Annotated in this window: 25 protein-coding genes and 1 pseudogene; 5 read left to right on the plus strand and 21 right to left on the minus strand. The window is 64.5% G+C overall.

What is annotated here, in order from left to right; translation table 11 throughout:
- The first annotated feature begins 211 nt into the window (after window positions 1-211).
- Window positions 212-622: a phasin family protein gene (locus NMB41_RS05885; RefSeq protein ID WP_494381541.1), complete on the plus strand. Its 411-nt coding sequence runs from the start codon at window positions 212-214 to the stop codon at window positions 620-622.
- A gap of 71 nt (window positions 623-693) precedes the next feature.
- Window positions 694-929 (plus strand): annotated as a pseudogene (locus tag NMB41_RS05890) (IS5/IS1182 family transposase); the annotation flags it as partial.
- Here NMB41_RS05890 and fliR read toward each other — a convergent pair.
- From fliR to fliF, 13 genes are all read right to left on the minus strand, one after another.
- Window positions 926-1,783, minus strand: coding sequence for a flagellar biosynthetic protein FliR (gene fliR, locus NMB41_RS05895; protein ID WP_494381542.1), 858 nt, complete (start codon window positions 1,781-1,783; stop codon window positions 926-928). The pseudogene NMB41_RS05890 and the gene fliR sit on opposite strands and share 4 nt — an antisense overlap.
- 14 nt (window positions 1,784-1,797) lie before the next feature.
- Window positions 1,798-2,067, minus strand: coding sequence for a flagellar biosynthesis protein FliQ (gene fliQ / locus NMB41_RS05900; protein ID WP_494381543.1), 270 nt, complete (start codon window positions 2,065-2,067; stop codon window positions 1,798-1,800).
- A 9-nt stretch (window positions 2,068-2,076) separates the two neighbouring features.
- On the minus strand, window positions 2,077-2,823 hold the full coding sequence (gene fliP / locus NMB41_RS05905) for a flagellar type III secretion system pore protein FliP (protein ID WP_494381544.1): 747 nt from the start codon (window positions 2,821-2,823) through the stop codon (window positions 2,077-2,079).
- Window positions 2,823-3,494: a flagellar biosynthetic protein FliO gene (fliO, locus tag NMB41_RS05910; RefSeq protein WP_494381545.1), complete on the minus strand. Its 672-nt coding sequence runs from the start codon at window positions 3,492-3,494 to the stop codon at window positions 2,823-2,825. The genes fliP and fliO overlap by 1 nt, the downstream gene beginning before the upstream one ends.
- 35 nt (window positions 3,495-3,529) lie before the next feature.
- Window positions 3,530-3,946 carry a flagellar motor switch protein FliN gene (fliN, locus tag NMB41_RS05915; protein ID WP_494381546.1) on the minus strand — a complete coding sequence of 139 codons (417 nt, stop codon included), beginning with the start codon at window positions 3,944-3,946 and terminating at the stop codon, window positions 3,530-3,532.
- Between the two features lie 15 nt (window positions 3,947-3,961).
- The gene (gene fliM, locus NMB41_RS05920) at window positions 3,962-4,942 is read right to left on the minus strand and encodes a flagellar motor switch protein FliM (protein WP_494381547.1); all 981 of its coding nucleotides are present in this window, start codon (window positions 4,940-4,942) and stop codon (window positions 3,962-3,964) included.
- Between the two features lie 31 nt (window positions 4,943-4,973).
- On the minus strand, window positions 4,974-5,492 hold the full coding sequence (gene fliL / locus NMB41_RS05925; RefSeq protein ID WP_494381548.1) for a flagellar basal body-associated protein FliL: 519 nt from the start codon (window positions 5,490-5,492) through the stop codon (window positions 4,974-4,976).
- A gap of 205 nt (window positions 5,493-5,697) precedes the next feature.
- Complete coding sequence (locus NMB41_RS05930) at window positions 5,698-7,008, minus strand: flagellar hook-length control protein FliK (protein WP_494381549.1); 1,311 nt, start codon at window positions 7,006-7,008, stop codon at window positions 5,698-5,700.
- Window positions 7,009-7,021: 13 nt separating this feature from the next.
- The gene (gene fliJ, locus NMB41_RS05935) at window positions 7,022-7,462 is read right to left on the minus strand and encodes a flagellar export protein FliJ (protein WP_494381550.1); all 441 of its coding nucleotides are present in this window, start codon (window positions 7,460-7,462) and stop codon (window positions 7,022-7,024) included.
- 37 nt (window positions 7,463-7,499) lie between these two features.
- Window positions 7,500-8,903 (minus strand): flagellar protein export ATPase FliI, encoded by a 1,404-nt coding sequence (gene fliI, locus NMB41_RS05940; protein ID WP_494381551.1) that lies wholly within the window; start codon window positions 8,901-8,903, stop codon window positions 7,500-7,502.
- Window positions 8,903-9,625 (minus strand): flagellar assembly protein FliH, encoded by a 723-nt coding sequence (locus tag NMB41_RS05945; RefSeq protein WP_494381552.1) that lies wholly within the window; start codon window positions 9,623-9,625, stop codon window positions 8,903-8,905. Before NMB41_RS05945 ends, fliI begins: the two co-directional genes overlap by 1 nt.
- Window positions 9,626-9,644: 19 nt before the next feature.
- Window positions 9,645-10,649 (minus strand): flagellar motor switch protein FliG, encoded by a 1,005-nt coding sequence (fliG, locus tag NMB41_RS05950; RefSeq protein ID WP_494381553.1) that lies wholly within the window; start codon window positions 10,647-10,649, stop codon window positions 9,645-9,647.
- Window positions 10,646-12,340, minus strand: coding sequence for a flagellar basal-body MS-ring/collar protein FliF (gene fliF / locus NMB41_RS05955; RefSeq protein ID WP_494381554.1), 1,695 nt, complete (start codon window positions 12,338-12,340; stop codon window positions 10,646-10,648). The genes fliG and fliF overlap by 4 nt, the downstream gene beginning before the upstream one ends.
- 153 nt (window positions 12,341-12,493) lie before the next feature.
- Here fliF and fliE point away from each other — a divergent pair, with 153 nt between their 5' ends.
- The gene (gene fliE, locus NMB41_RS05960) at window positions 12,494-12,865 is read left to right on the plus strand and encodes a flagellar hook-basal body complex protein FliE (RefSeq protein WP_494381555.1); all 372 of its coding nucleotides are present in this window, start codon (window positions 12,494-12,496) and stop codon (window positions 12,863-12,865) included.
- A gap of 82 nt (window positions 12,866-12,947) precedes the next feature.
- On the opposite strand, the gene NMB41_RS05965 is transcribed toward fliE, so the two are convergent.
- The 8 genes from NMB41_RS05965 to NMB41_RS06000 form a co-directional block, all read right to left on the minus strand.
- Window positions 12,948-13,697: a flagellar brake protein gene (locus NMB41_RS05965; protein ID WP_494381556.1), complete on the minus strand. Its 750-nt coding sequence runs from the start codon at window positions 13,695-13,697 to the stop codon at window positions 12,948-12,950.
- Window positions 13,690-14,064 (minus strand): EscU/YscU/HrcU family type III secretion system export apparatus switch protein, encoded by a 375-nt coding sequence (locus NMB41_RS05970; RefSeq protein WP_494381557.1) that lies wholly within the window; start codon window positions 14,062-14,064, stop codon window positions 13,690-13,692. Before NMB41_RS05970 ends, NMB41_RS05965 begins: the two co-directional genes overlap by 8 nt.
- Complete coding sequence (fliK, locus tag NMB41_RS05975) at window positions 14,061-15,107, minus strand: flagellar hook-length control protein FliK (protein ID WP_494381558.1); 1,047 nt, start codon at window positions 15,105-15,107, stop codon at window positions 14,061-14,063. Before fliK ends, NMB41_RS05970 begins: the two co-directional genes overlap by 4 nt.
- A 14-nt stretch (window positions 15,108-15,121) precedes the next feature.
- The gene (locus NMB41_RS05980; RefSeq protein WP_494381559.1) at window positions 15,122-15,451 is read right to left on the minus strand and encodes a flagellar protein FliT; all 330 of its coding nucleotides are present in this window, start codon (window positions 15,449-15,451) and stop codon (window positions 15,122-15,124) included.
- Window positions 15,451-15,891 carry a flagellar export chaperone FliS gene (gene fliS, locus NMB41_RS05985; protein WP_494381560.1) on the minus strand — a complete coding sequence of 147 codons (441 nt, stop codon included), beginning with the start codon at window positions 15,889-15,891 and terminating at the stop codon, window positions 15,451-15,453. Before fliS ends, NMB41_RS05980 begins: the two co-directional genes overlap by 1 nt.
- A gap of 295 nt (window positions 15,892-16,186) precedes the next feature.
- A complete protein-coding gene (locus NMB41_RS05990; RefSeq protein WP_494381561.1) occupies window positions 16,187-16,384 on the minus strand; it encodes a hypothetical protein in 198 nt (65 codons plus the stop codon).
- 138 nt (window positions 16,385-16,522) lie between these two features.
- Window positions 16,523-18,397 carry a putative bifunctional diguanylate cyclase/phosphodiesterase gene (locus NMB41_RS05995; RefSeq protein ID WP_494381562.1) on the minus strand — a complete coding sequence of 625 codons (1,875 nt, stop codon included), beginning with the start codon at window positions 18,395-18,397 and terminating at the stop codon, window positions 16,523-16,525.
- A 128-nt stretch (window positions 18,398-18,525) separates the two neighbouring features.
- On the minus strand, window positions 18,526-20,616 hold the full coding sequence (locus NMB41_RS06000) for a tetratricopeptide repeat protein (protein WP_494381563.1): 2,091 nt from the start codon (window positions 20,614-20,616) through the stop codon (window positions 18,526-18,528).
- A gap of 372 nt (window positions 20,617-20,988) precedes the next feature.
- On the opposite strand from NMB41_RS06000, the gene NMB41_RS06005 reads away from it, so the two are divergent.
- Window positions 20,989-21,795 carry a flagellin N-terminal helical domain-containing protein gene (locus tag NMB41_RS06005; RefSeq protein ID WP_494381564.1) on the plus strand — a complete coding sequence of 269 codons (807 nt, stop codon included), beginning with the start codon at window positions 20,989-20,991 and terminating at the stop codon, window positions 21,793-21,795.
- 73 nt (window positions 21,796-21,868) lie between these two features.
- Window positions 21,869-22,228 (plus strand): flagellar protein FlaG, encoded by a 360-nt coding sequence (locus NMB41_RS06010; RefSeq protein WP_494381565.1) that lies wholly within the window; start codon window positions 21,869-21,871, stop codon window positions 22,226-22,228.
- Window positions 22,229-22,255 lie beyond the last annotated feature (27 nt).

Here is a 22,255-nt window from a genome sequence, read left to right on the forward strand (position 1 = left end):
CAGTTCTTGCTGAAAACCACTGCGCGTAAATAGTTTTCTGAATTTGTCCGATGCGCCTTTCAACAAGCGCGTAGTGGACTTGTTCGCACGGTCCTTCGAGATCCTGTATCCGAGCAGCGAGTCGCTGCCTCCTTCCTGTCGCGCCAGGCATCGACCAAGTTATTCTTCAAGTGAGCGTATTTTGTGCGACTCAACACTGAAAGGGTACCTCATGTTTCCATTTAACCAATCCGTTAACCCAGCCCTGCGCTTGAGCCTGGACTCGCAGCTCGCATTCTTCAACTATCTGTCGCAGTTGCTGTCGGGTTCATTTCAAGGCGTATGCCAGGCGAATCTGAGGCTTGGTCAGAATGTGATTGAGGAAACCCTTAGCGCCGGCCGGCGCATGCTGACAAGCGGGCAAGCCAACGGCGTGGCTGGCACCGTCCTGCCCGACACGCAACCGTCGTCAGAACATATGCGCGCCTATCAGCGGAAAATTTCCAGTATCGCAGCAGGGTCGCAGGCGGACCTGGCACGGGTTATCCGGCTGCACGGGCGGGAAACGTCCCATACGGCCCAGGCAATGGCGGACGAGGTAGCACGTGTTTCGGTGGAGGCAGCCGGTCGTGACCGGCAATAGAAAGAAGAAGTACTGAAGCGTTTCCGCTATCTGCTCCGCATGCCCATTGAGCGTGTGCTTCGAGAGCCCATCGGGCTTGGCTGCGCCGTCGGGGCATCGCTGTTCGCATTGCGCGCTATGGCGTGGAGTCGCGCGAAAGGCTCGGCCAATGGTGGTGGTCGTCGAGCGCACCTCGGGTTGGCTACACCGCTTTTGCAGACTGCGCATACGACATGAGCGAGAAGCATACATCCACCGGGCATTCCTTTCGCTTGCCTGCTCGCTCATCTGTTGGCGGTACGTCGAACGGTTTTGTCAGGCGTTCTAAGGCTCGGGTGGCGCGGGTGGCGCGGGTACGGCCGGCGCCGGCCGCTGCGGTACCAGCAACGGCGGCACGCGTTCTGCCGCCGCGCGCGGAATCCTGCGCCCGGCTTCGATGCCTTCGTTGAACAGGTTCTGGATCGGCGTATTCAGATAGGGCAGGGCAACGGAAAGGGTCAGCATGCCGACCCCGAGCGTGATCGGAAAACCGATACCGAAGATGTTCAGCTGCGGCGCGGCGCGCGTCAGGATGCCGAGCGCGACGTTGGTGATGAGCAGGGCGGCAATGATCGGCAGCGAGATCTGCAGCCCGGCCGAAAAGATGCGGCTGCCCAGGCGCGCCAGCTCCAGCGGCGCCGTCGACGACAGCGGCGTGCTGGAAATCGGCAGGCTCACAAAACTTTCCGCCAGCGCCGCCAGCAGCACCAGGTGCGCGTTCACGGCGAGAAAGGCCATGGTCGCCACCATCGACAGGAACTGGCTGATCGCGGCCGAGCGGCCTTGCGTGGTGGGGTCGAAAAAGGACGCAAAGGAAAAGCCCATGGTCGAGCTGGCCAGTTCGCCCGCATATTCGATGGCGGCGAACACCAGGCGCATGGCGAACCCCATCGCCAGGCCCACCAGCAGTTCCTGCAGCAGGATCAGCAGGCCCGCGTAGGAGGTGGGATCGACTGCGGGAATGGACGGGACGGTGGGCGCGATGATCAGCGCCAGCAGCACGCCGAGGATGACCTTCACCTGGGTCGGGACGCTGGCGTGGCCGAACAGCGGGGCCGAGGCGATCATGCCGAGGATGCGCGTGAGCGGCCACAAGAGGCCCGCGATCCAGGCGTTGATCTCCAGCGAAGTGAGGGTCAGCACAAGGGGGACTGAAGCTAGCCGACCATGCCGGGGATGCCGGTGAACACCTGGCGCATGTAGTCGAGCATCACGGACAGCATCCAGGGTCCGGCGATGATGAGGGCGACGAACACGCCGACCAGCTTCGGGATGAAGGAGAGGGTGGCTTCGTTGATCTGGGTGGCGGCCTGGAAGATGCTGACCACCAGGCCGATGATGAGCGCCACCAGCAGCAGCGGCGCCGACACCAGCAGCGTCACCTCCATGGCCTGGCGGCCGATCGTCATGACCGATTCGGGCGTCATTCGCGCTCCCTAATTAAAGCTCTGGGACAGCGAGCCCAGCAGCAGTTGCCAGCCGTCGACCAGCACGAACAGCATCATCTTGAACGGCAGCGAAATCACGGCCGGCGACATCATCATCATGCCCATCGCCATCAGCACCGAGGCGACCACCATGTCGATGATCAGGAAGGGGATGAAGATCGCGAACCCGATCTGGAAAGCCGTTTTCAGTTCGCTCGTCACAAAGGCCGGGATCAGGACGCGCAGCGGAATGTCTTCGGGCCCCTGCAGGGCGGGCGTGCGCGAGATCTTGACGAACATGGCAAGGTCCGACTGGCGCGTCTGCTTGATCATGAAGTCCTTCAGCGGCTGGGCGCCGCGGCTCATCGCCTCGGTCATCTGGATCTGGTTTTCCTGCAGCGGCAGGTAGGCTTGCGTATAGATTTTATCGAAGGTCGGGCCCATCACGAACAGGGTCAGGAACAGGGCCAGTCCCACCATCACCTGGTTCGGCGGCGCGGTCTGGGTGCCGATCGCCTGGCGCAGCAGCGAGAGCACGATGATGATGCGGGTGAAACTCGTCATCATCAACAGCGCCGCCGGCAGGAAAGTAAACGCCGTCATCAGGAGCAGCGTCTGCACCGGCAGGGTATATGTGGTGCCGCCGCCGGGGCTTGGCGCGGTGGTGAAGGCGGGAACGCCGGGCGCGGCCAGCACGGCCAGCGGCAGCAGCAGCATCAGGCCGCCCGCCAGCAGGAATTTCTTCTTATTTCTCATTACTTTGCATTACGCTTGTCGATCGTCTGTTTGAGCCAGTCGCCAAAGTTCGATGCCGAGGGGGCGTGGCTGGCGAGGGTGGCGCTGGCCGGGGCTTCGCCTTTCGGCATGGTAGCCAGCGCATTCACGCGTCCCGGGGAAGCACCGACGACGATCCACTGGTCGCCCACTTCGATGACCATGATGCGTTCGCGCCCGCCGATGTTCAGGGCGCCGACCATGCGCAGGTTGGCCGAGCTGCCGGTCACGCGCGGGCCGTAGCGCTTGGCCGCCCAGGCCAGGGCCGCGAGCAGGCCCAGCACCAGCACGAGGGCGAAGATGGTTTGCAGCAGGGAGCCGGTCGACGGGCCTGGGGCCGAGGCGTGCGGCAGCAGGGCCGGATTGGCGGCAGTGGCGGGGTTTGCTGGTGTGCCGGGAATCGCGGCCGGCGCGGCCGGCATGCTCGCTACCTCCGGTGCGGGCGCGGCGGGGGTGCCTGCCACGGTCGGCACTTCGCCGACGGTGGTGGCGCGTTCGGCGACGGGCGTGGCAGAAGGCGCCGGGCTTGCCGGCGTGGTGGCGCTGGCCGCGGCCGCAGGCTGGGCGGGAGCCGGCGCGCTGGCTGGCTGTTGCGCAAGCGTAGCCAGCGGCAGCACCAACATCGATGCCAGCAGCGCGCTTGCTAGGTGCATTCTTGCGGGAGGGCAGGCGGGGGCGCGCGTCGACATCATTTATTCAATTTTCTGATCCGTTCCGAAGGCGTGATGATATCAGTCAGGCGGATACCGAACTTGTCGTTCACGACGACCACCTCGCCCTGGGCGATCAGGCAGCCGTTCACCAGCACGTCCATCGGCTCGCCGGCCAGGCCGTCGAGTTCGACCACGGAGCCCTGCGCCAGCTGCAGCAGGTTCTTGATGGCGATTTTCGTACGGCCCAGTTCCACGGTCAGCTGCACCGGAATGTCGAGGATGAAGTCGATGTCGTTCGGGGTGTCCGGACGCACGTTCTTGGTGCCGAAGTCCTGGAACACGGCGGCGCTGGCCTGCTGCTTCTGCAAAGCGGCGGCCTCGGCGGCTGCCTGCTCGGCAATGGCGGCGCCCCAATCGTCGTCGAGAATTTGGTCGTCCTGGTTGTCAGACATGGTGTTTCTCCTGAATTACTTGAAGCTGTCGCTGTTGGCCATCAATTTCTCGACCTTCAGCGCGTACTGGCCGTTGAAGACGCCGTAGGAACATTCCATCACCGGCACGCCGTCCACCGTCGCCTGGACCAATTCCGGGACCGTGATCGGAATCACGTCGCCGACTTTCATGTTGAGGATTTCGTCGAAGTTCGCCTTGCCGTGGCCGAGTTCGGCCACGAGTTCGACTTCGGCCACCTGGATCTGCTGCGTCATCAGGCGGATCCAGCGCTTGTCCACTTCCAGCGCCTCGCCCTGCAGGCTCGAGGTCAGCGTGTCGCGGATCGGCTCGATCATCGAATACGGCATGCAGAAGTGGATCTGGCCCGATACCGGACCGAGCTCGATCGTGAAGGTGGACGATACCACGACTTCATTCGGTGTCGCGATGTTCGCAAACTGCGTGTTCATCTCCGAGCGCACGTACTCGAATTCGATCGGATACACCGGCTCCCACGACTTGCCGTAGGCCTCGAACACGACGTCGAGGATCCGCATGATGATGCGCTGCTCGGTCTGAGTGAAGTCGCGGCCTTCGACGCGGGTATGGAAGCGTCCGTCGCCGCCGAACAGGTTGTCCACCAACAAAAAGACCAGGCCCGGATCGAACACCATCAGCGCGGTGCCGCGCAAGGGCTTCATGTGGATCAGGTTCAGGTTGGTCGGGACCACCAGGTTTCGGATGAATTCGCTGTACTTCGAGACCCGCACCGAACCGACCGAGACCTCGGCGCTGCGGCGCAGGAAGTTGAACAGGCCGATGCGCAGCAAGCGCGCGAAGCGCTCGTTGATGATCTCGAGCGTCGGCATACGGCCGCGCACGATCCGCTCCTGGGTCGCCAGGTTGTAGGTGCGGACTCCCGAGGTGTCTTCAGGCGCGGAAATATCGTCCTGATCGCCGTTGACCCCTTTTAAGAGGGCATCGACTTCTTCCTGTGAGAGGAAATTATCGGCCATGTCGTTTCTTTACTCGATGCTTGCTGAATGCTTATTGGATGATGAACGAGGTGAACAGCACGTCCGACACGTCCTGTTCGTCGCCGTCCTCAACGAACGGCACCTGGACCGCGGCCTTGATTTCGCCTGCGAGCTGCTGCTTGCCTTCCACCGTATTGATTTCCGATGCCTTCTTGCCCGACAACAGGAGCAGGACGCGGCTGCGCACCTTGGCCATGTTGTCCTTGACCAGCACGGCCTGTTCGGGGCCGTCCACCTGCAGTGTAAACTGCACTTGCAGGTATTGGTCGCCATTCTCGGGCTGCAGGTTCACGGTAAAGGCTTCGACCGGCACATATTCGGCCTTGACGACTTCCTTGTCCTTCTTTTTCTTCTTCTTGGCCGGCGCTTCGTCGGCATGCGCCGTTTCGGCATCGCCAGAGCCATGCAGGAAGAACCAGCCGGCGCCGGCGCCACCGCCGAGCACGAGCACACCCACGATCGCCATGATCATGAGCTTTTTCTTCGAGCCCGACGCCGGAGCCGCTTCTGCCTTGGGGTCAGCCTTCATTTTCGGATTCGCTTTCAAGTTGCCTCTGGTGCCTGATTAGGGGTTGCGTGATTATGCATTATCGAGAAAAAGTGCGCGGCGGCAAGCTTCGAAAAGAGAGGGGAAGGTGGGTTAGCTCGGCGTATGTGGCCATACGGCAACCGAAATGCCTCTCCCGACCAAAAAACGGCCGCACTTGGCGGCCGTAAACGAAACACTTGCTGACTTACGCGAAGGTGTCGACGGCGCCGGCGCCGCCGAGCACGCCCGTGCGCTGGCGTGGCGCCGCTTCCGCCACGGCGCTCTCGCCGCCGTTGCCATTCCCGCCTTTACCGCGGCCTTGCTGGCCATCCTGTCCCTGGCGGCCCTCGGCGCCGGCGTTCACCGTCGCGTTGCCGAGCGCGATGCCGCTCTCGCTCATCATTTCACGCAGGCGCGGCAGGGCGTTTTCCAGCGCCTGGCGCACTTCCAGCTGCTGCGAGGAGAAGGTCACGCTGGCCAGATCGTTCGACACGTTCAGCACCACCTGCACGGGACCGAGGTCCGGCGGGTTCAGTTCGAGCGTGGCGCTCTGGTCTTCGCCGCCGACCATCCAGATCACTTTCTGGCCGACCTGGTTGTCCCAGGCCGGGGTGCCGACGCGGGCGCTCAGGCGGTCGGTCGGGGCGCTGCCGGCCGCTTGCGCGGTTTGCAGGGCGGTGGCCTGGGCCGTCAGGCTGGTCAAAGCTTCGGTAGCAGGCGCCGCTTCCTTCATGCTGGCGGCCTGGGCCGCGCTGTCGCGCAGGGCGCCGGCAAAGTCGGCGCTTTCGGCCAGCTGCTTGCCGGTCTCGCCCGCCTTGTTCATGTCGAGGGCGCGCAGGTCGGTGCCCGGTTGGGCCTTGTCCTGCGGCGCGTCGGTCAGGCTGGCCAGCGCCGCGTCGGCGTCGAGCTTGACGAGCGGCTCGCTGCCTTCGGCGAGCTGGGCCTGCATGCCCGACAGCAGGGCATCGGTCTGCGCGGCAGCCGTCTGGGTGGCGAGCGGGACCGGGGCATTGAGCGCCTGCTGCGCCTGGTTGAAGCTGGCGACCAGGGCCAGCATGTCGACCACCGCATCGGCCGCCTTTGCGTCGGCCGGGTTCGCTGCCTCGTCGCTGCGCTCGCCCGTGGCCGCCGCCGTCTTGCTCTCGGCGCCCGTTGCCTGTTCGGCAGCCGCTTCCTTGGTCGTGGGGGGATGTTCTGTTTCCTTCGCCGCCTGCTTGACCATGTCGCGCGACGCCGCCTTCGCTTCGTTCGCGGGCGGCCTGGCGCCGGCTTGCGGTTTTGGCACGGGCGCTGCCTGCGGCGCTGGCATGGCCGGCTGCGCTTGCGGCTGGGCTTGCGGCTGAACCTGCGCCTGGCGCTGTTCCATTTGCCGCTGTTCCATCTGGCGCTGGGCGATCTGTTGGGTCAACGCGGCGCCGAAATTCACGCCGTCGGCCGTGCCCGGCGCGTTGTTGCGCAGGTTCTGGGCCGGAGCGGCGGGAGCGTTGAGCTGGATCGGGAGGGAGTTGGTCTGCATCGTTATCTCGGTATCAACGGTTGGCGCGCACAGTGCGCGCCGCGTGGTCATCCATCATTTTCTGGTCGCGCTTGTTTTCGATCTTCAAGGCCTCGGCCGCCGCGCGGTCGTTCAGCGTGCGGTAGGACAGGCGCTTGCGTTCGCTTTCCTGCCAGGCCGCCTTTTCCAGGTCGCTCTTGTATTTCGCGTGTTTCAGTACTTCCTGCTGGCCATTGATCGCGTTGTCGAGCTTGCCGACGAAGGCGACGAAGTTGGCGTAGGCAAAGGGCGTGATGCCCGCCATCTGCGCCTGGTCGAGCCGCTGCGCGTAATCGTCGCGGTAGCCCAGCAGCATTTGCAGCTTTTGTTCCGCTTCCTCGACACCCTTGAGCGCCGCCCCGAGCCGCTTGGCGGCGTCGTCGGAATCGCGCTGGGCCAGTTCGATCAGGGTTTCAAGCGCGGATTGGTTTGCCATGGTGAATCAGAGTATATCTGCGGCAACATTCAGCCAATCAGCTGAACAGAGAGGTCAATTGCCCCAAGCTCTGGCCCATATTCGTGTTTTCGTGGATTTCCTGGCACAGGAATTCCTCGATCTGCGTGTTCAGGGCGATTGCCTGGTCCAGCACCGGGTCGCTCCCCGGGGCGTAGGCGCCGACGCTGATCAGGTCGCGCGAACGCTGGTAGCGCGAATACAGCTGCTTCAGTTTGCGCGCCTCCAGCTGGTGCTCGTGCGTCGTGATGCCGTGCATGGCGCGGCTGATCGATTGCTCGATGTCGATCGCCGGATAGTGTCCGGACTCGGCCAGCTGGCGGCTGAGGACGATGTGGCCGTCGAGAATACCGCGCGCCGCATCCGCAATCGGATCCTGCTGGTCGTCGCCCTCGGACAGCACGGTATAAAAGGCCGTGATCGAGCCGCCGCCCTCCAGCCCGTTACCGGCGCGTTCGACCAGCACCGGCAGTTTCGCGAACACCGAGGGCGGATAGCCCTTGGTGGCCGGCGGCTCGCCGATGGCCAGCGCGATTTCGCGCTGCGCCATGGCGTAGCGGGTCAGCGAATCCATGATCAATAAAACGCTCTTGCCCTGGTCTCGGAAATGCTCGGCGATTGCCGTGGCGTAGGCCGCGCCCTGCAGGCGCATCAGCGGTGGGCTGTCGGCCGGGGCGGCGACGACGGCCGAACGGGCCATGCCTTCCGGCCCCAGGATCTGCTCGATGAATTCCTTTACTTCGCGGCCACGCTCGCCGATCAGGCCGACAACGATCACGTCCGCCGTCGTGTAGCGCGCGATCATGCCCAGCAAGACCGATTTGCCGACGCCGGTACCGGCGAACAGGCCCAGGCGCTGGCCTCGGCCCACAGTCAGCATCGCATTGATGGCGCGCACGCCAACGTCGAGCGTGTCCTTGATCGGCGCGCGGTCCAGCGGATTGACGGGGCGGGCGTTGATCGGCGCGACTTCGTCGGTGCCCAGCGGCCCCTTGCCGTCGAGCGGGCGGCCGGCGCCGTCGACCACGCGGCCGAGCAGCTTCCAGCCGACCGGCAGGTGGCGTGCGCGGTCGCTCGGACGGCGGCGCGGATGGGTCACCGAGCCCGGACGCGGGATCGAGGGTTCCACCGGATGCACGCGCGAGCCGGGCACCACGCCTTCGACGTCCGATTGCGGCATCAGGAACAGGCGCTCGCCCTCGAAGCCGACCACTTCGGCTTCGATCTTGGCGCCATTGGGCAGCGGGATGGTGCAGGCGCTGCCGACGGCCAGGCGCAGGCCGACGCATTCCATCACCAGGCCCGCCACGCGCGTGACCCGGCCCGAGACCTGCATCGGCTCGACAAAGCCGAGCAGCGAATCGCAGTCGGCCAGGTAGGATTTCCAGCGCGCCGTGTGCCGGTCGGGAGCAGTCACTCCCATCAGCCCAGCCACTCGACGTTCTTGCCCAGCGCATGCGAGAGGCGTGCCCAGCGCGCGCTGGCCTGGGCGTCGATCTGGTTGCTGGCGGTATCGACCTTGCAGCCGCCGCGGCCCACCTGCGGGTCGGCGACGACGCGCCAGCCGCCTTTGTCGAGTTCGTCGGCCAGGGCGGCGCGCACGATCTCGATGTCCTCGGGGTTCAGCGCCAGGATGGCCGGCTGCTGGAGCACCGGCAGATAGTCGATCGCTTCGCGCACGATCGGGATGATCAGTTCGGGACGCACCGTAAAGGCGCTACGCACCATCGAACGCGCCAGGTGCAGGGCGAGGTCGAGTACGTCCGACGCAATCGTTTCGTCGGCCGCCGTGACGGCGCCGCTGAAGGTAGCGGCGATCCCGCGCAGGGTTTCCACCTCAAAGGCAGTTTCGACGCGGCCCGCTTCCAGCGCTTCGGCCTGGCCGGCTGCGCGGCCTTCTTCCAGGCCCTCGGCATAGCCCTCGGCGCGCGCATCGTCGCGCAGCGCTTCGAGTTCGGCCGCGGTCGGGAACTGCATGGCCGGCACCGCCGGTTCGGCAGCGGCGTAGGTGGCCGCCGCGGCCGAGGCAGCAATGGAGGCCGCCCGCTCTTCGGCCTGGATGCGCGCCGCCAGCGAACTGGGCCGGTCGTCGCCGAAGGAGGTCATTTCCCAGCGCTTGAAGGCGCCCTGCGTGTCTTTGCTCATCTTTATCCGCTGTTACCGATCAAACGAAGGAATCTTCGCCCTTGCCACCCAACACGATCTGCCCTTCGTCCGACAAGCGGCGCACGATTTGCAGAATCTGCTTCTGCTGCGCTTCCACTTCCGACAAACGCACGGGACCTTTCGACTCCAGGTCTTCGCGCATCATTTCGCTGGCGCGCTGGCTCATGTTGCGGAAGATCTTCTCGCGCAGGTCTTGCGAGGCGCCTTTCAGGGCGATGATCAGCATGTCCGACTGCACTTCGCGCAGCAGCAGCTGGATCCCGCGGTCGTCGATGTCGATGATGTTGTCGAACACGAACATCTCGTCCATGATCTTCTGCGCCATGTCGTTGTCGTAGTTCTTGATGTTTTCCATGACCGAGCTTTCCTGCTCGCCGGCCATGAAGTTCAGGATCTCTGCCGCCGTGCGCACGCCGCCGAGCGAGGATTTCTTGATGTGTTCGTTACCCGACAGCAGCTTGGTCAGCACGTCGTTCAGTTCGCGCAGTGCGGCAGGCTGCACGCCGTCGAGCGTGGCGATACGCAGCACGACGTCGTTGCGCAAACGGTCGGTGAAGTGGGACAGGATCTCGCAGGCCTGGTCGCGCTCGAGGTGGACCAGGATGGTAGCAATGATCTGCGGGTGCTCGTTGCGGATCAGTTCCGACACCGACTGCGAATCCATCCACTTCAGGCTTTCGATGCCCGAGGCGTCCTTGCCGCCCAAAATGCGGTTCAGCAGCACGGCGGCCTTGTCGTCGCCCAGCGCTTTCGTCAGCACTTCGCGGATGTATTCGTCCGAATCGAGGCCCACCGTCGAGTGGGCGTCGGCTTCGTCGCGGAAGGCTTCCAGCACACTGACCACCTGCTCGTGCTGGACCGATTTCATTGCCGCCATCGCGCCGCCGAGTTTCAGCACCTCGCGCGGGCCGAGGAATTTCATGACCTCGGCCGCTTCCTGTTCGCCCATGGCGAGCATCAGGATTGCCGCCTTGGTGATGCCGTCCTTGTCCTTGTCGCTCATTCCGAACCCACCCATGCCTTGATTACGTTTGCCACGATGCGCGGATCATTCATCGCCATCTCTTTTGCCATCGCCAGGTTGGCGCGGTAACTGCGCTCGCGCGGTGCTTCCTCTTCCTCGAGCGGCATGCCGTCCGGTCCCAGCAGCGGTTTGCCGTTGATGTCGACGATCGCGCCGTCTTCGTCTTCCTCGTCCTTCTTTTCCTCTTCCGGAACCGCGGTCGCCTCGTCGAACTTGCGCACCACGGGGCGCAGCAGCGGACGCAGGATGCGGAACCAGAGGAAGGCGATGACCGCGGCGATCAACAGGTATTTGCCGATTTCCATGGCCAGCGGCAGGTTCGACGGATCCTTGTACCAGTCCGGACCGTTCTCGTCGGGACGGTCGACGCCGTCGAAGGGGGCATTCGCCACGTTCATCGTGTCGCCGCGCGCCTGCGAATAGCCCATGGCCTGCTTGACCAGCTCGTTGATCTGGGCGACTTCCGCCGCCGCCAGCGGTTTCACGGTGACCTTGCCGGTGGCAGGGTCGACCGAGCGGCGGTAGTTCACCACCACGCCCACCGTCAGGCGCTTGATGCCGCCCATCGGACGCTGCTCGTAGCGGATTGTTTTGTCCAGTTCGTAATTTGTGGTCGCGTTTTTGCTGGCAGGGCCAGTCGTCGCCTGTGGCGCCGTGCCGGGCGCGGTTCCGTCCAACGGGGCCGTGGCCACGCCCGGCGGCTGGTTCGACAGCGCGCCCGGGATGCCGTTGGCGGGACCCGTGGTCGCGCCCGTCTGCTCCGAGGTCTGCTGGCTGCGGATCGCCTGCGGCTCCGGCGGCGAGTTCGGCTTGTACATCTCGGCGGCGGTGTCGACCTGGGCGAAATCGATGTCGGCGGTCGCTTCGGCGCGCACATTGCCCTTGCCGACGATCGGGGTGATCAGCGACTCGACCTGCTTGATGATGTTCTGCTGGACCTGCTCGACGTATTTCAGCTGGGTCGCGTCCAGCTGCTTGTTCAGCGCATTGTTCTTGGGCTGCTCGGACAGCAGGTTGCCGTTCTGGTCGACGACGGTGACGTTGCCGATGGTCAGTTCAGGAATGCTGGACGCCACCAGGTGCACGATGGCGCTGACCTGGCCCGGATCGAGCGCGCGGCCCGATTGCAGGTTCAGGAGGACCGAGGCGGTCGGCTTTTGCTGGTCGCGCACGAATACGGAGGGTTTCGGCAGGGCCAGGTGGACACGCGCGCCGGCGACCGAGCCGAGCGACTGGATCGAACGGGCCAGCTCGCCCTCAAGCGAACGCTGGTAATTGACTTGCTCGAGGAATTGCGAGACGCCCAGCTTCTGGTTTTCCATCAGCTCGAAGCCGACGTTGCCGCCTTTCGGCAGCCCTTGCGAAGCGAGTTTCAGACGCAGGTCGGGCACCTGCTCGGCCGGGACGAGGATGGCGGTGCCGCCTTCGCTAAACTTGTATTTCACTCCCATCTGGTCGAGCGCCGCAGTGATCGCGCCGCCGTCCTTGTCGCTGTAATTGGCATACAGCACGCGGTAGTCCGGCGTGCTGCTCCACATCCAGATCGCAAGCACCGCCGCCAGCACGGCCGCCACCCCACCGCCGATGAGCACGTTGCGGCCCATGGTGGTCTTCAGGAACGGTTGTGGAGCAGCAGGAGTGTCGAGCAAGTCGTCGGCGGTCGCGGCCATGTGGGTTTTCCAAGGGAGAAAGGAGATCAGGTCCGAATTATGAAGCCTTGGAGCAACATTCAAACGCGGGAATAGGGGGTTCTTTCCCCTCCTGCTCGGCCCAGCGGCTTGCACTGGGCTTGGTAAGCTGTAAGCCTGACAAAAGGAAAAGCCATGAACGTAGGCGGAATCGACACCAACCGGATCGAAGCGATGATGGCCCAGCTCAAGGCTGCGGCCACGAAGCCGGCCGCGCCTTCAATGGGCGCCGGCGCCCTGGGCGGGCTCGGCGCGCCGGCGGCGCTGAATGAAGGCCCGTCGAAAGTCAGCTTCTCCGACGCCCTCAAGAACTCCCTCGAGCAGGTCAGCAATTCACAGAAGAATGCCGAAGAGTTGGGCCAGCGTTTCGCCATGGGCGACGACAGCGTCAGCCTGTCCGATACCATGATCGCGATGCAGAAATCGAGCATTGCCTTCCAGGCGACCGTGCAGGTGCGCAACAAGCTGGTGTCGGCCTACCACGAGATCATGAATATGCAGGTGTAATCCAGGCTGATCGCACCATGAAAAACGGGCCGCTTTCCGAAAGGAACGCGGCCCGTTTCACATTGTTAGAGGCTGCGCACCGTTACGAAAGGCCAGCCAAACGCGCGTTGCGCTCACGCTCGAGCTTGGTGATATAGCGCTGCACCGCCGCCATGTTCCCGCGCGAGATGTCGACGAACATGCAGCCGATGCGGCGGCTGGTCTTGTTGTTGAGCATCGTGATATCCAGCGCATTGCGCACCTGCAGCGAGGTCGTGACCGGCCCGATTTCCGGCAACTCGATGCGGCAATTCGTAAACGTCTGGCCAATCGTCGAATTGAGCATCATCTTGTTGTCGAGCAGGGCGACGCCGCCGCAGCTGATGTCGGCCAGCGGGAAGGTGGCGTTGCCGCCGCCGAGATCCAGCGGCATCGGCACCAGCGCCGGGATCGGATTGGTCACCGGCGTCGGCATGCGGTAGAACTCGCGCCGCTGCAGGCGGATCAGCGAGGCGGGAATCGCGGCTGCCAGCGCGCCGGCGCCCTTGAATTCGGCATCCTCCACGCCGCTGACGCTGAACAGGATGCGGATCTTGTCGAGATAAGTCTCGCACATCACGCTTTTGGCCTTGACGATGCGTTCGTTCTGCTCGCGGTTGATCGAGCGGTCGAGGATGAAAATGCCGTCGTCGGCATCGACCTCGAGGATCGAGGTGACGCAGACGTCGGCCTCGCCCTTGATCTTCATCCGGATCAATTGCTTTTTTTCGTTAATCTGGCGCAGCAGCGCGACGATCTCGCGGCGCGATTGCACCTCGTAGTCGTGCCAGTTTTCCAGTTCTGCGTCATGCATTGCTTGCATCTTGTTCCGCCGATATTGCAGGTGAGTCGATGAGAAGCGCGCTGTCGGGTGGGGCCGTGATCGGCGCCATCTGCGAGCTGCCGAGTTGTTGCGCGGACTCAATATGATAAAGCCATGCTAACAGTTCCGCAATTGCGCGGTACAGTGCGGGCGGAATCTGGCCGTCGAGATCGATATCCATCAGGAGCGAGACCAGTTCTTTCGATTCGTGGACGAACACGCCGGCGTCGTTTGCGCGCGCGATGATCTGGTCGGCGACCAGGCCGCGGCCCTTGGCGACGACCGTCGGCGCGTTTGACCCCCCGGCATACGCCAGTGCGACCGCGCGCTGCTGGCGCGCGCCGGGCTGCTCGCTCACGCGCCCTCCCGGTCCTGGACGCGCAGCGCCGCCAGTTCGCTGCCGGCCGCGGCCAGCGCTTCCTGCAGGCGCGGCGCACCGGCGCGCAGCAGGCCGGCGGCCTCGGGCGCGGCCAGGAGTTCGATCTGCAGGTGCGCGCCGCGCAGGCTGATGCTCGCTTCGACTTCGCCCAGCAGGGCGAAACGCAGGCGCAGGCCGCTGTGCCAGCCGGGGCCGTCTTCCTCGCCGCCTGCCTGGGCAGCGCCTTCTTCGTCGCGCGTGATGGCCCAGCGCAGCGGCTGGTCCGGACCGAGCATGCCCTGCCAGGCCAGCTGGCCGGACTCCTGGGTTGCCAGCTGCTGGTTGATCAGCTGGGCGGTGGCCGGATCCGTGGAGGGCGTGCCGGGCGCCTTTTGCCCCTGCGGTTCCTGCATCAGCTCGGCCAGCGGACGTTTTCCTTCGGCCCACTGGGCCAGGTGCGATTCGTAGAACAGGCCGCTTTTGGCGACGGCCTGCTGCAACTGCTGCGCCAGCTGCGCCGGATCGGGCGCGCCTTGCGGCGCCAGCGGGACGGTGGAATTGAGGCTGGCCAGGGGCGGCGCGCCGGCGGCGCTCTTGAAAACCTGGCCCAGCAGGCGCGCGGCGGGGCTGAGGTCGGCGCCCTGTGGCTGGCCGTTCGATTGCAGGAGGGGAGGGCTGGCGGCGGCGATGTTGGCCGCTAGCGACGCGGCGCTGGCGGACAGGGGCAGCAGCTTGCCCTGCAGGCTGGCCTCGCCCAGGCCAAAGGTCGGCTGCGGCGAGGCGGCGAGGACGGTCATGGAGAGTTGCGCGCCCGGCTGGGTGCCTGCGGGCAGTGCCATGCGCACCGGGGTGTCGGCCACGCGCACCAGGAAACTGCCGTCGCCGAGGCGGGCCAGTACCGAGACCGGTACCTGGCTGCCGAGCATGGTGGCAAGGGTGCGCTGGAAGGCGTCGAGGCGGGCGTCCCCGTTGCGTTCGACCGCCGCCGCAGGCCAGACCGGCAGCGGGGCGCTGACGCCGGGGCTGGGGATGCGCTCGACCATGCGGTATTACGGCGTCACACGCTGCCGTAGGCGTTGGCGAGGCGGCGCTGGGTGCCGGAGTTGTTGATCAGGGAGGACAGCTGGGCCATCCAGGGCATGGTGAGGTCGCGGATCTTGCGGTCGTCGGCCAGGATGCGGCGGATGCAGTCGATCTTCGCCTGGCGTCCCGACGGATTGAGTTCGACCGCCGCTTCCGCGCCCTTCAAGGCGTCAACGTGGAGCGTGCATTCTTGCTCGAGCACCACGAGGTGGTCCCAGTCGCCCGCTTCGGCGGCCGCCAGCATCTGGCCGGTGAGCTCGGCGACGGCGGCGTATTCAGTCAGGACGTCCTGGCCGGTCATCATCAGGCGCTCGCCATCACAGGGTAGTGCTGCATGGCCGCAGGCGCCGCCGGCTTCTCGCCGATTTGCGACCAGGCGTCGCGCAGGTCGACCAGCAGGGTCTGCACTTCGTCGAGCAGCGCCGTCTTGTTCTGCAGGTTGGCAGTGAGCAGGCGTTCGGTCATGTACACGTACAGGGAATCCAGGTTGCTGGCAATTTCGCCGCCGGCCTTCTTGTCGAGGCTGGCGCGCAGGCCGTTGTTGATGATGTCGAGCGCTTTCGAAATGGCCGCGCCCTTTTCGACGATATTACCCGCCGCCATGTGCTTGGCCGCGTTCTTGATGGCCGTGAGGGCGCCGTCGTACAGCAGCACGATCAGTTTGTGGGGAGACGCCGAAATCACCGAGGTTTCCATTCCCACTTTGGCGTAAGCGTTGACGCCGCGCTGCATCGATCCAAACATCAGAACCTCCATTGCTTCTATTGTGTGAGGACCGCGCCGACGGGCGTTCCTCCAAGTTCGTGCTGCAGCTGGTCGGGTGCGGCATCCAGTTTACCTGGGCCGGCCTGCCATTCTTCAGCGAGGGTAGTTTACTTGCTTAACGGCAGGTTCTAACCGGACTTGAGAGGCAGGAATACCCGGCTTTTTCAGGCTTTGTCATCCCGATAACGGAATCAGGCGAGACCGGCGGGCGGCAACATAGGGAGCGGGGAAGGTGGACGGCGCGGCGGCAGGCGCGTGCAGGGATGAAAATAAATCAGTCGTTGCGTGGCTGCTGGCGGCGCTCATGGTGGCGCCGCGAGTCGGGCGACTGGAGCGCCCGCGTCAGGATCGAGCGTGAAACATTGCAGGTGTCGAGATAGGTGAGGGCGAACTCGACCCCGCGAATGTCCACCAGGTAGAGCGCGTATTCGGCGGTCAGCGCCGTTTGCTCGTCGGTTCTTCGTTGCATCATAAAGCGGTACCATGGACTGAATCGACAGCTGGCCGGACGTGGCATACGTCCTTCCGTATCGCGTTAGCACAATGATATCCATGTCCAAGGCGCGCACCCGCCTGAATTGTTAAAATTTGTTTCTGTTGTAAATACGACTCAGTCCGCTTGCATGCCGATCGGCGCCAGGTAGGCGCCGGCTTCGAAAGCGTCGAGCGGACGCGCATAATAATACCCCTGGGCCTGGTCGCAGCCTGTTTCGCGTAGCGCCATGGCCTGCTCTTTCGTCTCGACCCCCTCGGCCACCACGCGCAGCTGCATGCGGTGCGCCATGGCGACGATCGCCTGCACGATGGCGCGCGCGTCCGAGCTGTGCACCATGTCGTGGACGAAGGACTTGTCGATTTTCAGCTTGTCGATCGGCAGGCGCTTGAGGTAGCTGAAGCTCGAGTAGCCGGTGCCGAAGTCGTCGATGCTGAGCGTGACGCCCAGCTTGCGCAGGCGGTGCATGATCGCCAGGCTGCGCTCGGGGTCGGCCATCGACAGGCTTTCGGTCAGCTCGATTTCCAGCAGGTGCGGCGCAATGTCCGCTTCCATCAATAATCCTTCGACCAGGGTCGCCACGTCGCCCTGCAGGAACTGGCGCGCCGACAGGTTGACCGCGACCGGAATGGCGGGCACGCCGGCAGCGCGCCAGGCCGCCATCTGCTGCACGGCCGTGCGCACCATCCAGTCGCCGATCGGGACGATCAGGCCGGTCTCTTCCAGGATGGGCACGAATTCTTCCGGCGACACGACGCCGTGCTCGGGATGGCGCCAGCGCAGCAGCGCCTCGAAGCCGGCCAGGCTGCCGCCCTGCAGGTCGACCTTCGGCTGGTATTGCAGGAACAGTTCCTCGCGCTCCAGCGCGCGCTGGAGCTGGTGTTCGAGCGCCATGCGCCGTCCCATTTCGCGGCGCTGGCCGGGGGCGAAATGCTGCAGGCGCGCGCCGCCCGTGTCCTTGGCATGGCGCATGGCCGTGTTGGCATTGCTGAGCAGGGTGTCGGCATCCTCGCCGTCAAGCGGGAACAGCGCAAAGCCGAGGCTGCAGGTAATGGCGATGTCCTTGCCGGCCCATGCCACGCTGCCGTTGACGCTTGCCATCAGCCGGCGCAGGCGCTGCGCCAGCGCGTCCCCGTCGCCGGGCTGGTCGAGCAGCAGCACGAATTCGTCGCTCCCGGTGCGCGCCAGCAGGTCGGCATCGTCCAGGCCCGCCTGCAGGCAGCGCGTGATGGCGACCAGCACTTCGTCGCCGGCGGCGTGGCCGAGCGCATCGTTGATGCGCTTGAAACGGTCGACGTTCAGGCAGGCGACGGCGGCCGGCGTGCCGCGCGCGCGCCAGTTGGCCACGCTGGTGTGGATGGCGCCTACCAGCGCCTGGCGGTTGGCCAGGCCCGTGAGCGTGTCGTGCGTGAGCAGGAATTCGACCTGGCCGGCGGCGGCGGCCAGCTGGGCGCCCGAGGCGTTGTGCTGCAGCCCATCGTGCAGGCGCTTGGAGGCGATGGCGAGCTGGCGGTGGTGGATCAGTTCCTCGACCATGCGCGCCAGGTCGTGCAGTTCGGTCAGCTCGTCGGCATCGAGTTCGCGCGGCGCGCTGTCGATGATGCACAGGGTGCCGAGCTTGGCGCGCTCGACCGAATACAGCTGCACGCCCGCATAGAAGCGCACGTGGGGCGCGCCGGTCACGTTCGGGTTGTCGGAAAAGCGCGGATCGCGCGTGGTGTCCTCGACCACCATCGGCTGGTCGAGCAGGATGGCATGGCCGCAGAAAGAGGCGTCGCGCGAGCCGTACTGGGCGTCGAAGCCGCAGCGCGACTTGAACCACTGGGTGTCGCTGCCGACCAGCGAGATCAGGGCGGTGGGCACCTTGAACAGCTTGGCCGTCATGCGCGTGACCCGGTCGAAGGCTTCTTCAGGACCTGTGCCGAAGAGGCTGGTGGCGTGCAGGGCGGCGAGCCTGCGCGCCTCGTCCACCGGGATCTGGGGTGTCATCATGTGCAGGGGGAGCCGCATCTTGCCGACACGGCTGGGTTCGTAATCCAGCCTGCATTACGCCAGAACCCTCGAGATTTTGCAATTGCCGCACGATTGTAAAATCCTGTGCCTGCAGCGGCAGCCTTGCCTCAGGGGTGGGGCAGGGCGCCCAGCGCAGCCTTGACGGCCTCGATCACGCTGTCCCAGTCGCCGGGGCGCTCCTGGCGGAACAGGCGGGCGTTTGGATACCACGGGGTGTCGTCGCGCTCGGTCAGCCAGCGCCAGTCCGCCACGTGGGGGAGCAGCAGCCACAGCGGCTTGCCCAGCGCACCGGCCAGGTGGGCCACGCTGGTGTCGATCGAAATGACGACATCCATCAGCTCACACAGGGCGGCCGTGTCCGAAAAATCGTCGAGTTGCGCGTCCATGCGCAGCACGCCCGAGGCGTCGAGCGCAGCGATGTCCTCCTGGCGGTGCTCCTTTTGAAGGGAGACGAACTGGCAGTCGAGCCCGAACAGGGGGGCGAGCCGGGCGAACGCGATGCTGCGGTTGTGGTCGTTCGCATGACTTGCATTGCCGCTCCAGACCAGTCCCACGCGCGGACGCACGTGGGCGCCGAGGTGCGGCCATTCGCCCGGGTGGGCTGCCTCCGCCGACAGGTAGCGCGGCGGCGCCGGAATCGAGGCCAGGTCGGTGCCGAAGGCCAGCGGCAGCGACATCAGCGGACACTGGTAGTCAAAAGGCGGTAACGTTTCGCCGCGCGTAACGACGCGGTCGACACCGCCGAGCTTTTCCAGCAAGCTTGCCAGCGGAGCTTGCACCTCGAGGATGACGCGCCCGCCGCGCGCTGCTACCAGTGGCACGTAGCGGCAAAACTGCAGCGTGTCTCCCAGCCCCTGTTCCGCGAACAGCAGGATGGTCTTGCCTGTCAGCACCTCGCTGCCAAGCCAGAGGGGAGGGACAAAATCGCGTTTCTGGCGATAGACAGTCAGGTGCTCGTTCTTCCAGCGCCATTCGTAGCCCGCCCATCCTTGCAAAAGACGCCCGTATTGCAGGTCGAGCAGTGCCCGGTTCCAGTGCGCAACCGGGTAGTCCGGACTAAGTGCGATGGCTCGCGCATAGCAAGCGAGGGCCTCGTCATCGCGCCGGGCGACTTCGAGGGCGTTACCGCGGTTGTTCCAGATCTGTGCGTCATCGCCATGGCGCTTGAGTACCAGATCGTAGCACTGCAGGGCTTCGTCGATGCGCCCCATGTCCTGTAGTACATTTCCGCGGTTTAGCATTGCTTCGACATGCTGTGGGATCAGGGACAGCACCTGGTCGAAAGCTTCCAAGGCTTCGTTGAAACGTTTGAGTGCTTGCAAGACAAGCCCGCGGCTGTGGTGAGCGGCGGGATCGTGGGGCGCCAGGTGTAAGGCAGCATCGACGCATTGCAGTGCGCCATGTGCGCGACCGAGTTGCAGCAGCGTGTTACCGAGGTGCAGGCGAAACGTCGGGTTCGCGGGGGCGCCGATGACGGCCTGCTGGTAGCTTTCGACGGCCTTGTCGAGAAACCGGAGCTGGCGTAGCGCTTCGCCCCGGCCATGGTGCGCCTCGGGCAAGGTGGGAGCCAGGGCCAGCACGCCGTCCCAGGAAGCCAGCGAATCGTTGAAACGGCCCAGCTGCTGCAGCGAGCGGGCCAGGCCAAGCCGGGCGTCGCAGTGTTCGGGGACGAGTCTGGTTGCACAGTCGAAACTGGACAATGCCTCCTGGTGGTGGCCGAGCGCGCCCAGGATTACTCCATATATACAGTGAGTGTCGGCATCTTCTCTGCCCAGCGCTAATGCCTCTTTACAACTATTGAGCGCATCGGCGAGCCGCCCGAGTTTGTGCAGCACCGCAGCGCGTCCGCGCCATGCAGTACGGTCAAGTTTGTCGAGCGCCAGTGCCTGGTCGTAGCTTTGCAGGGCAGGGGAGTTTTCCCCGATCGCCGCGAAAACGTTGCCGAGGTCGGTATACGTTGACGGATCGGCCGGATCGGCCGTGACGGCCGCGCCAAGAAATTCGAGGGCAAGTTCATAGTTGCCGATCTGGTAGCCAAGAATGCCGATGTGGTGCAGGGAGCCGGCATGGCCGGCGTCGTGCTGGAGCGCCGCCTCGTAACTGGCAAAGGCTTCTTCCAGGCGCCCGTCCCCGTGGGCCGCCAGGCCGGTGGCGAAGAGGCGGTCAGCGTCGGAGACGGCGGCGTGTTTGATATTCATGGAGGGATCTGGTGAGCGTTGGGCGCCGGGTCGCCGCGGCTTCGGGCGGCGGCCGGCGCTGCAAGCAGGCTTGTCGATGGGATGGCGCGGAGTGTAGCGCAGCCGCCATGCCGGGCATGGGACGAACAGGAGGGCAATTTGCCCCTAAATGTTTCTATCGGAATGCCGATGACGTACTTGTCGGGCTCGCCGCATGATGCTTTGCCAGCGGTCCCGCAATCGATGGGAAGTTGCCCACAAACATTTTTTTAAAAAAATCCTCAAGGTTTTACCGAGGGCTCCGTTAAAGAATACAAGCGAGCTGAAACAGCGAGCAAGCAACAAAGAACCCTTGATAGCAGCACAGACTGAACCGCCAACTGGAGAATTAACATGTCGACCATCAATACCAACATTTCCTCGCTGAACGCACAACGTAACATGACCAAGTCGTCGAGCGACCTGTCGACGTCGATGCAGCGCCTGTCGTCGGGCCTGCGTGTCAACAGCGCCAAGGACGATGCGGCCGGCCTGTCGATCGCCACCAAGATGGATTCGCAGATCCGCGGCATGTCGCAAGCTTCCCGTAACGCCAACGATGGCGTTTCGATGATCCAGACCGCCGACGGCGCACTGTCGAACATCAGCGACGCACTGCAGCGTATCCGCGAACTGGCGGTCCAGGGCTCGAACGGCACCAACGGTTCGGTCGAACTTAGCAATATCAACACCGAGATCCAGGCGCTGAACACCGAGATCGGCCGTATCGCGACCGACACCAAGTTCAACGGCAGCACTGTCCTCGGCAAGGGCAACGTGGACATCCAGGTTGGCGCCGACTCGGCCCAGAAGATCACCGTGGCCTTCGGTGCGACCACCGACTTCGTCAAGGCGATTCCGGCAGTGACGACCCAGGCCCTGGCCGAAAGCACCCTGACCCAGATCGACACCGCCCTCGAAAAGCTCAACGGCGAGCGCGCTTCGCTGGGTACCGCACAGAACCGCATGGGCTACGCCATCAGCAACCTGGCTACCTCGATCGAGAACCAGTCGTCGGCAAAGAGCCGCATCATGGACACCGACTACGCTGCTGAAACCAGCAAGCTGAGCCGCGCTCAGATCCTGCAGCAGGCTGGTACCGCGATGCTGGCCCAGGCCAACTCGGCACCGAACAACGTCATGTCGCTGCTGCGTGGTTAATCCCTCGGTATAATCGATGGTCGCGCTGTGCGGGGTTAGAGCCCCGCACAGCCGTTTTCAGAGAGGTGTTCCGATGTTGCAACCAATACAAGCTGGAAGCCCATCGGCCGTCGCCGGCGGTACGGCGCGGCCGTCTGCCGAGGCCTCGATCAAACCTGTCACGAATGCCGCGCATGTCGCGGCGTTTGCACAGGTGGACCGTACCCCGAATAAAGTCGAACTCGGCAATGTCGTCGCCGACCTCAACAAGGTAGCCCAGGCGAATGCGCAGGGTGTACGCTTTTCGGTCGACGACGAAACCGGGCGCACCGTGGTCAAGGTGGTCGACACCCAGACCGACACGGTGCTGCGCCAGATTCCGACGGTCGAAGCACTGAAGCTGTGGCGCTCGATCGAACAGATGCAAGGCGTGATGCTGCGCGATAAGGCTTGAACCGCATCGGCGGTCCGATCCACACCA

The sequence above is a fragment of the Massilia sp. FBCC-B171 genome (assembly GCF_059134155.1).

Bases quoted from the DNA above. Each gene is read 5' to 3' on its own strand.
- fliQ (WP_494381543.1), bottom strand. From the start codon at position 2,067: ATGACGCCCGAATCGGTCATGACGATCGGCCGCCAGGCCATGGAGGTG.
- fliL (WP_494381548.1), bottom strand. From the start codon at position 5,492: ATGAAGGCTGACCCCAAGGCAGAAGCGGCTCCGGCGTCGGGCTCGAAG.
- fliP (WP_494381544.1), bottom strand. From the start codon at position 2,823: ATGAGAAATAAGAAGAAATTCCTGCTGGCGGGCGGCCTGATGCTGCTG.
- NMB41_RS05930 (WP_494381549.1), bottom strand. From the start codon at position 7,008: ATGCAGACCAACTCCCTCCCGATCCAGCTCAACGCTCCCGCCGCTCCG.
- NMB41_RS05980 (WP_494381559.1), bottom strand. From the start codon at position 15,451: ATGATGACCGGCCAGGACGTCCTGACTGAATACGCCGCCGTCGCCGAG.
- NMB41_RS05945 (WP_494381552.1), bottom strand. From the start codon at position 9,625: ATGAGCAAAGACACGCAGGGCGCCTTCAAGCGCTGGGAAATGACCTCC.
- fliS (WP_494381560.1), bottom strand. From the start codon at position 15,891: ATGTTTGGATCGATGCAGCGCGGCGTCAACGCTTACGCCAAAGTGGGA.
- NMB41_RS06010 (WP_494381565.1), top strand. From the start codon at position 21,869: ATGTTGCAACCAATACAAGCTGGAAGCCCATCGGCCGTCGCCGGCGGT.
- NMB41_RS05965 (WP_494381556.1), bottom strand. From the start codon at position 13,697: ATGCATGACGCAGAACTGGAAAACTGGCACGACTACGAGGTGCAATCG.
- fliG (WP_494381553.1), bottom strand. From the start codon at position 10,649: ATGAGCGACAAGGACAAGGACGGCATCACCAAGGCGGCAATCCTGATG.
- NMB41_RS05995 (WP_494381562.1), bottom strand. From the start codon at position 18,397: ATGATGACACCCCAGATCCCGGTGGACGAGGCGCGCAGGCTCGCCGCC.
- fliI (WP_494381551.1), bottom strand. From the start codon at position 8,903: ATGGGAGTGACTGCTCCCGACCGGCACACGGCGCGCTGGAAATCCTAC.
- fliN (WP_494381546.1), bottom strand. From the start codon at position 3,946: ATGTCTGACAACCAGGACGACCAAATTCTCGACGACGATTGGGGCGCC.
- NMB41_RS05885 (WP_494381541.1), top strand. From the start codon at position 212: ATGTTTCCATTTAACCAATCCGTTAACCCAGCCCTGCGCTTGAGCCTG.
- fliK (WP_494381558.1), bottom strand. From the start codon at position 15,107: ATGGTCGAGCGCATCCCCAGCCCCGGCGTCAGCGCCCCGCTGCCGGTC.
- fliE (WP_494381555.1), top strand. From the start codon at position 12,494: ATGAACGTAGGCGGAATCGACACCAACCGGATCGAAGCGATGATGGCC.
- NMB41_RS06000 (WP_494381563.1), bottom strand. From the start codon at position 20,616: ATGAATATCAAACACGCCGCCGTCTCCGACGCTGACCGCCTCTTCGCC.
- fliM (WP_494381547.1), bottom strand. From the start codon at position 4,942: ATGGCCGATAATTTCCTCTCACAGGAAGAAGTCGATGCCCTCTTAAAA.
- fliO (WP_494381545.1), bottom strand. From the start codon at position 3,494: ATGCACCTAGCAAGCGCGCTGCTGGCATCGATGTTGGTGCTGCCGCTG.
- fliJ (WP_494381550.1), bottom strand. From the start codon at position 7,462: ATGGCAAACCAATCCGCGCTTGAAACCCTGATCGAACTGGCCCAGCGC.
- NMB41_RS05990 (WP_494381561.1), bottom strand. From the start codon at position 16,384: ATGATGCAACGAAGAACCGACGAGCAAACGGCGCTGACCGCCGAATAC.
- fliF (WP_494381554.1), bottom strand. From the start codon at position 12,340: ATGGCCGCGACCGCCGACGACTTGCTCGACACTCCTGCTGCTCCACAA.
- NMB41_RS06005 (WP_494381564.1), top strand. From the start codon at position 20,989: ATGTCGACCATCAATACCAACATTTCCTCGCTGAACGCACAACGTAAC.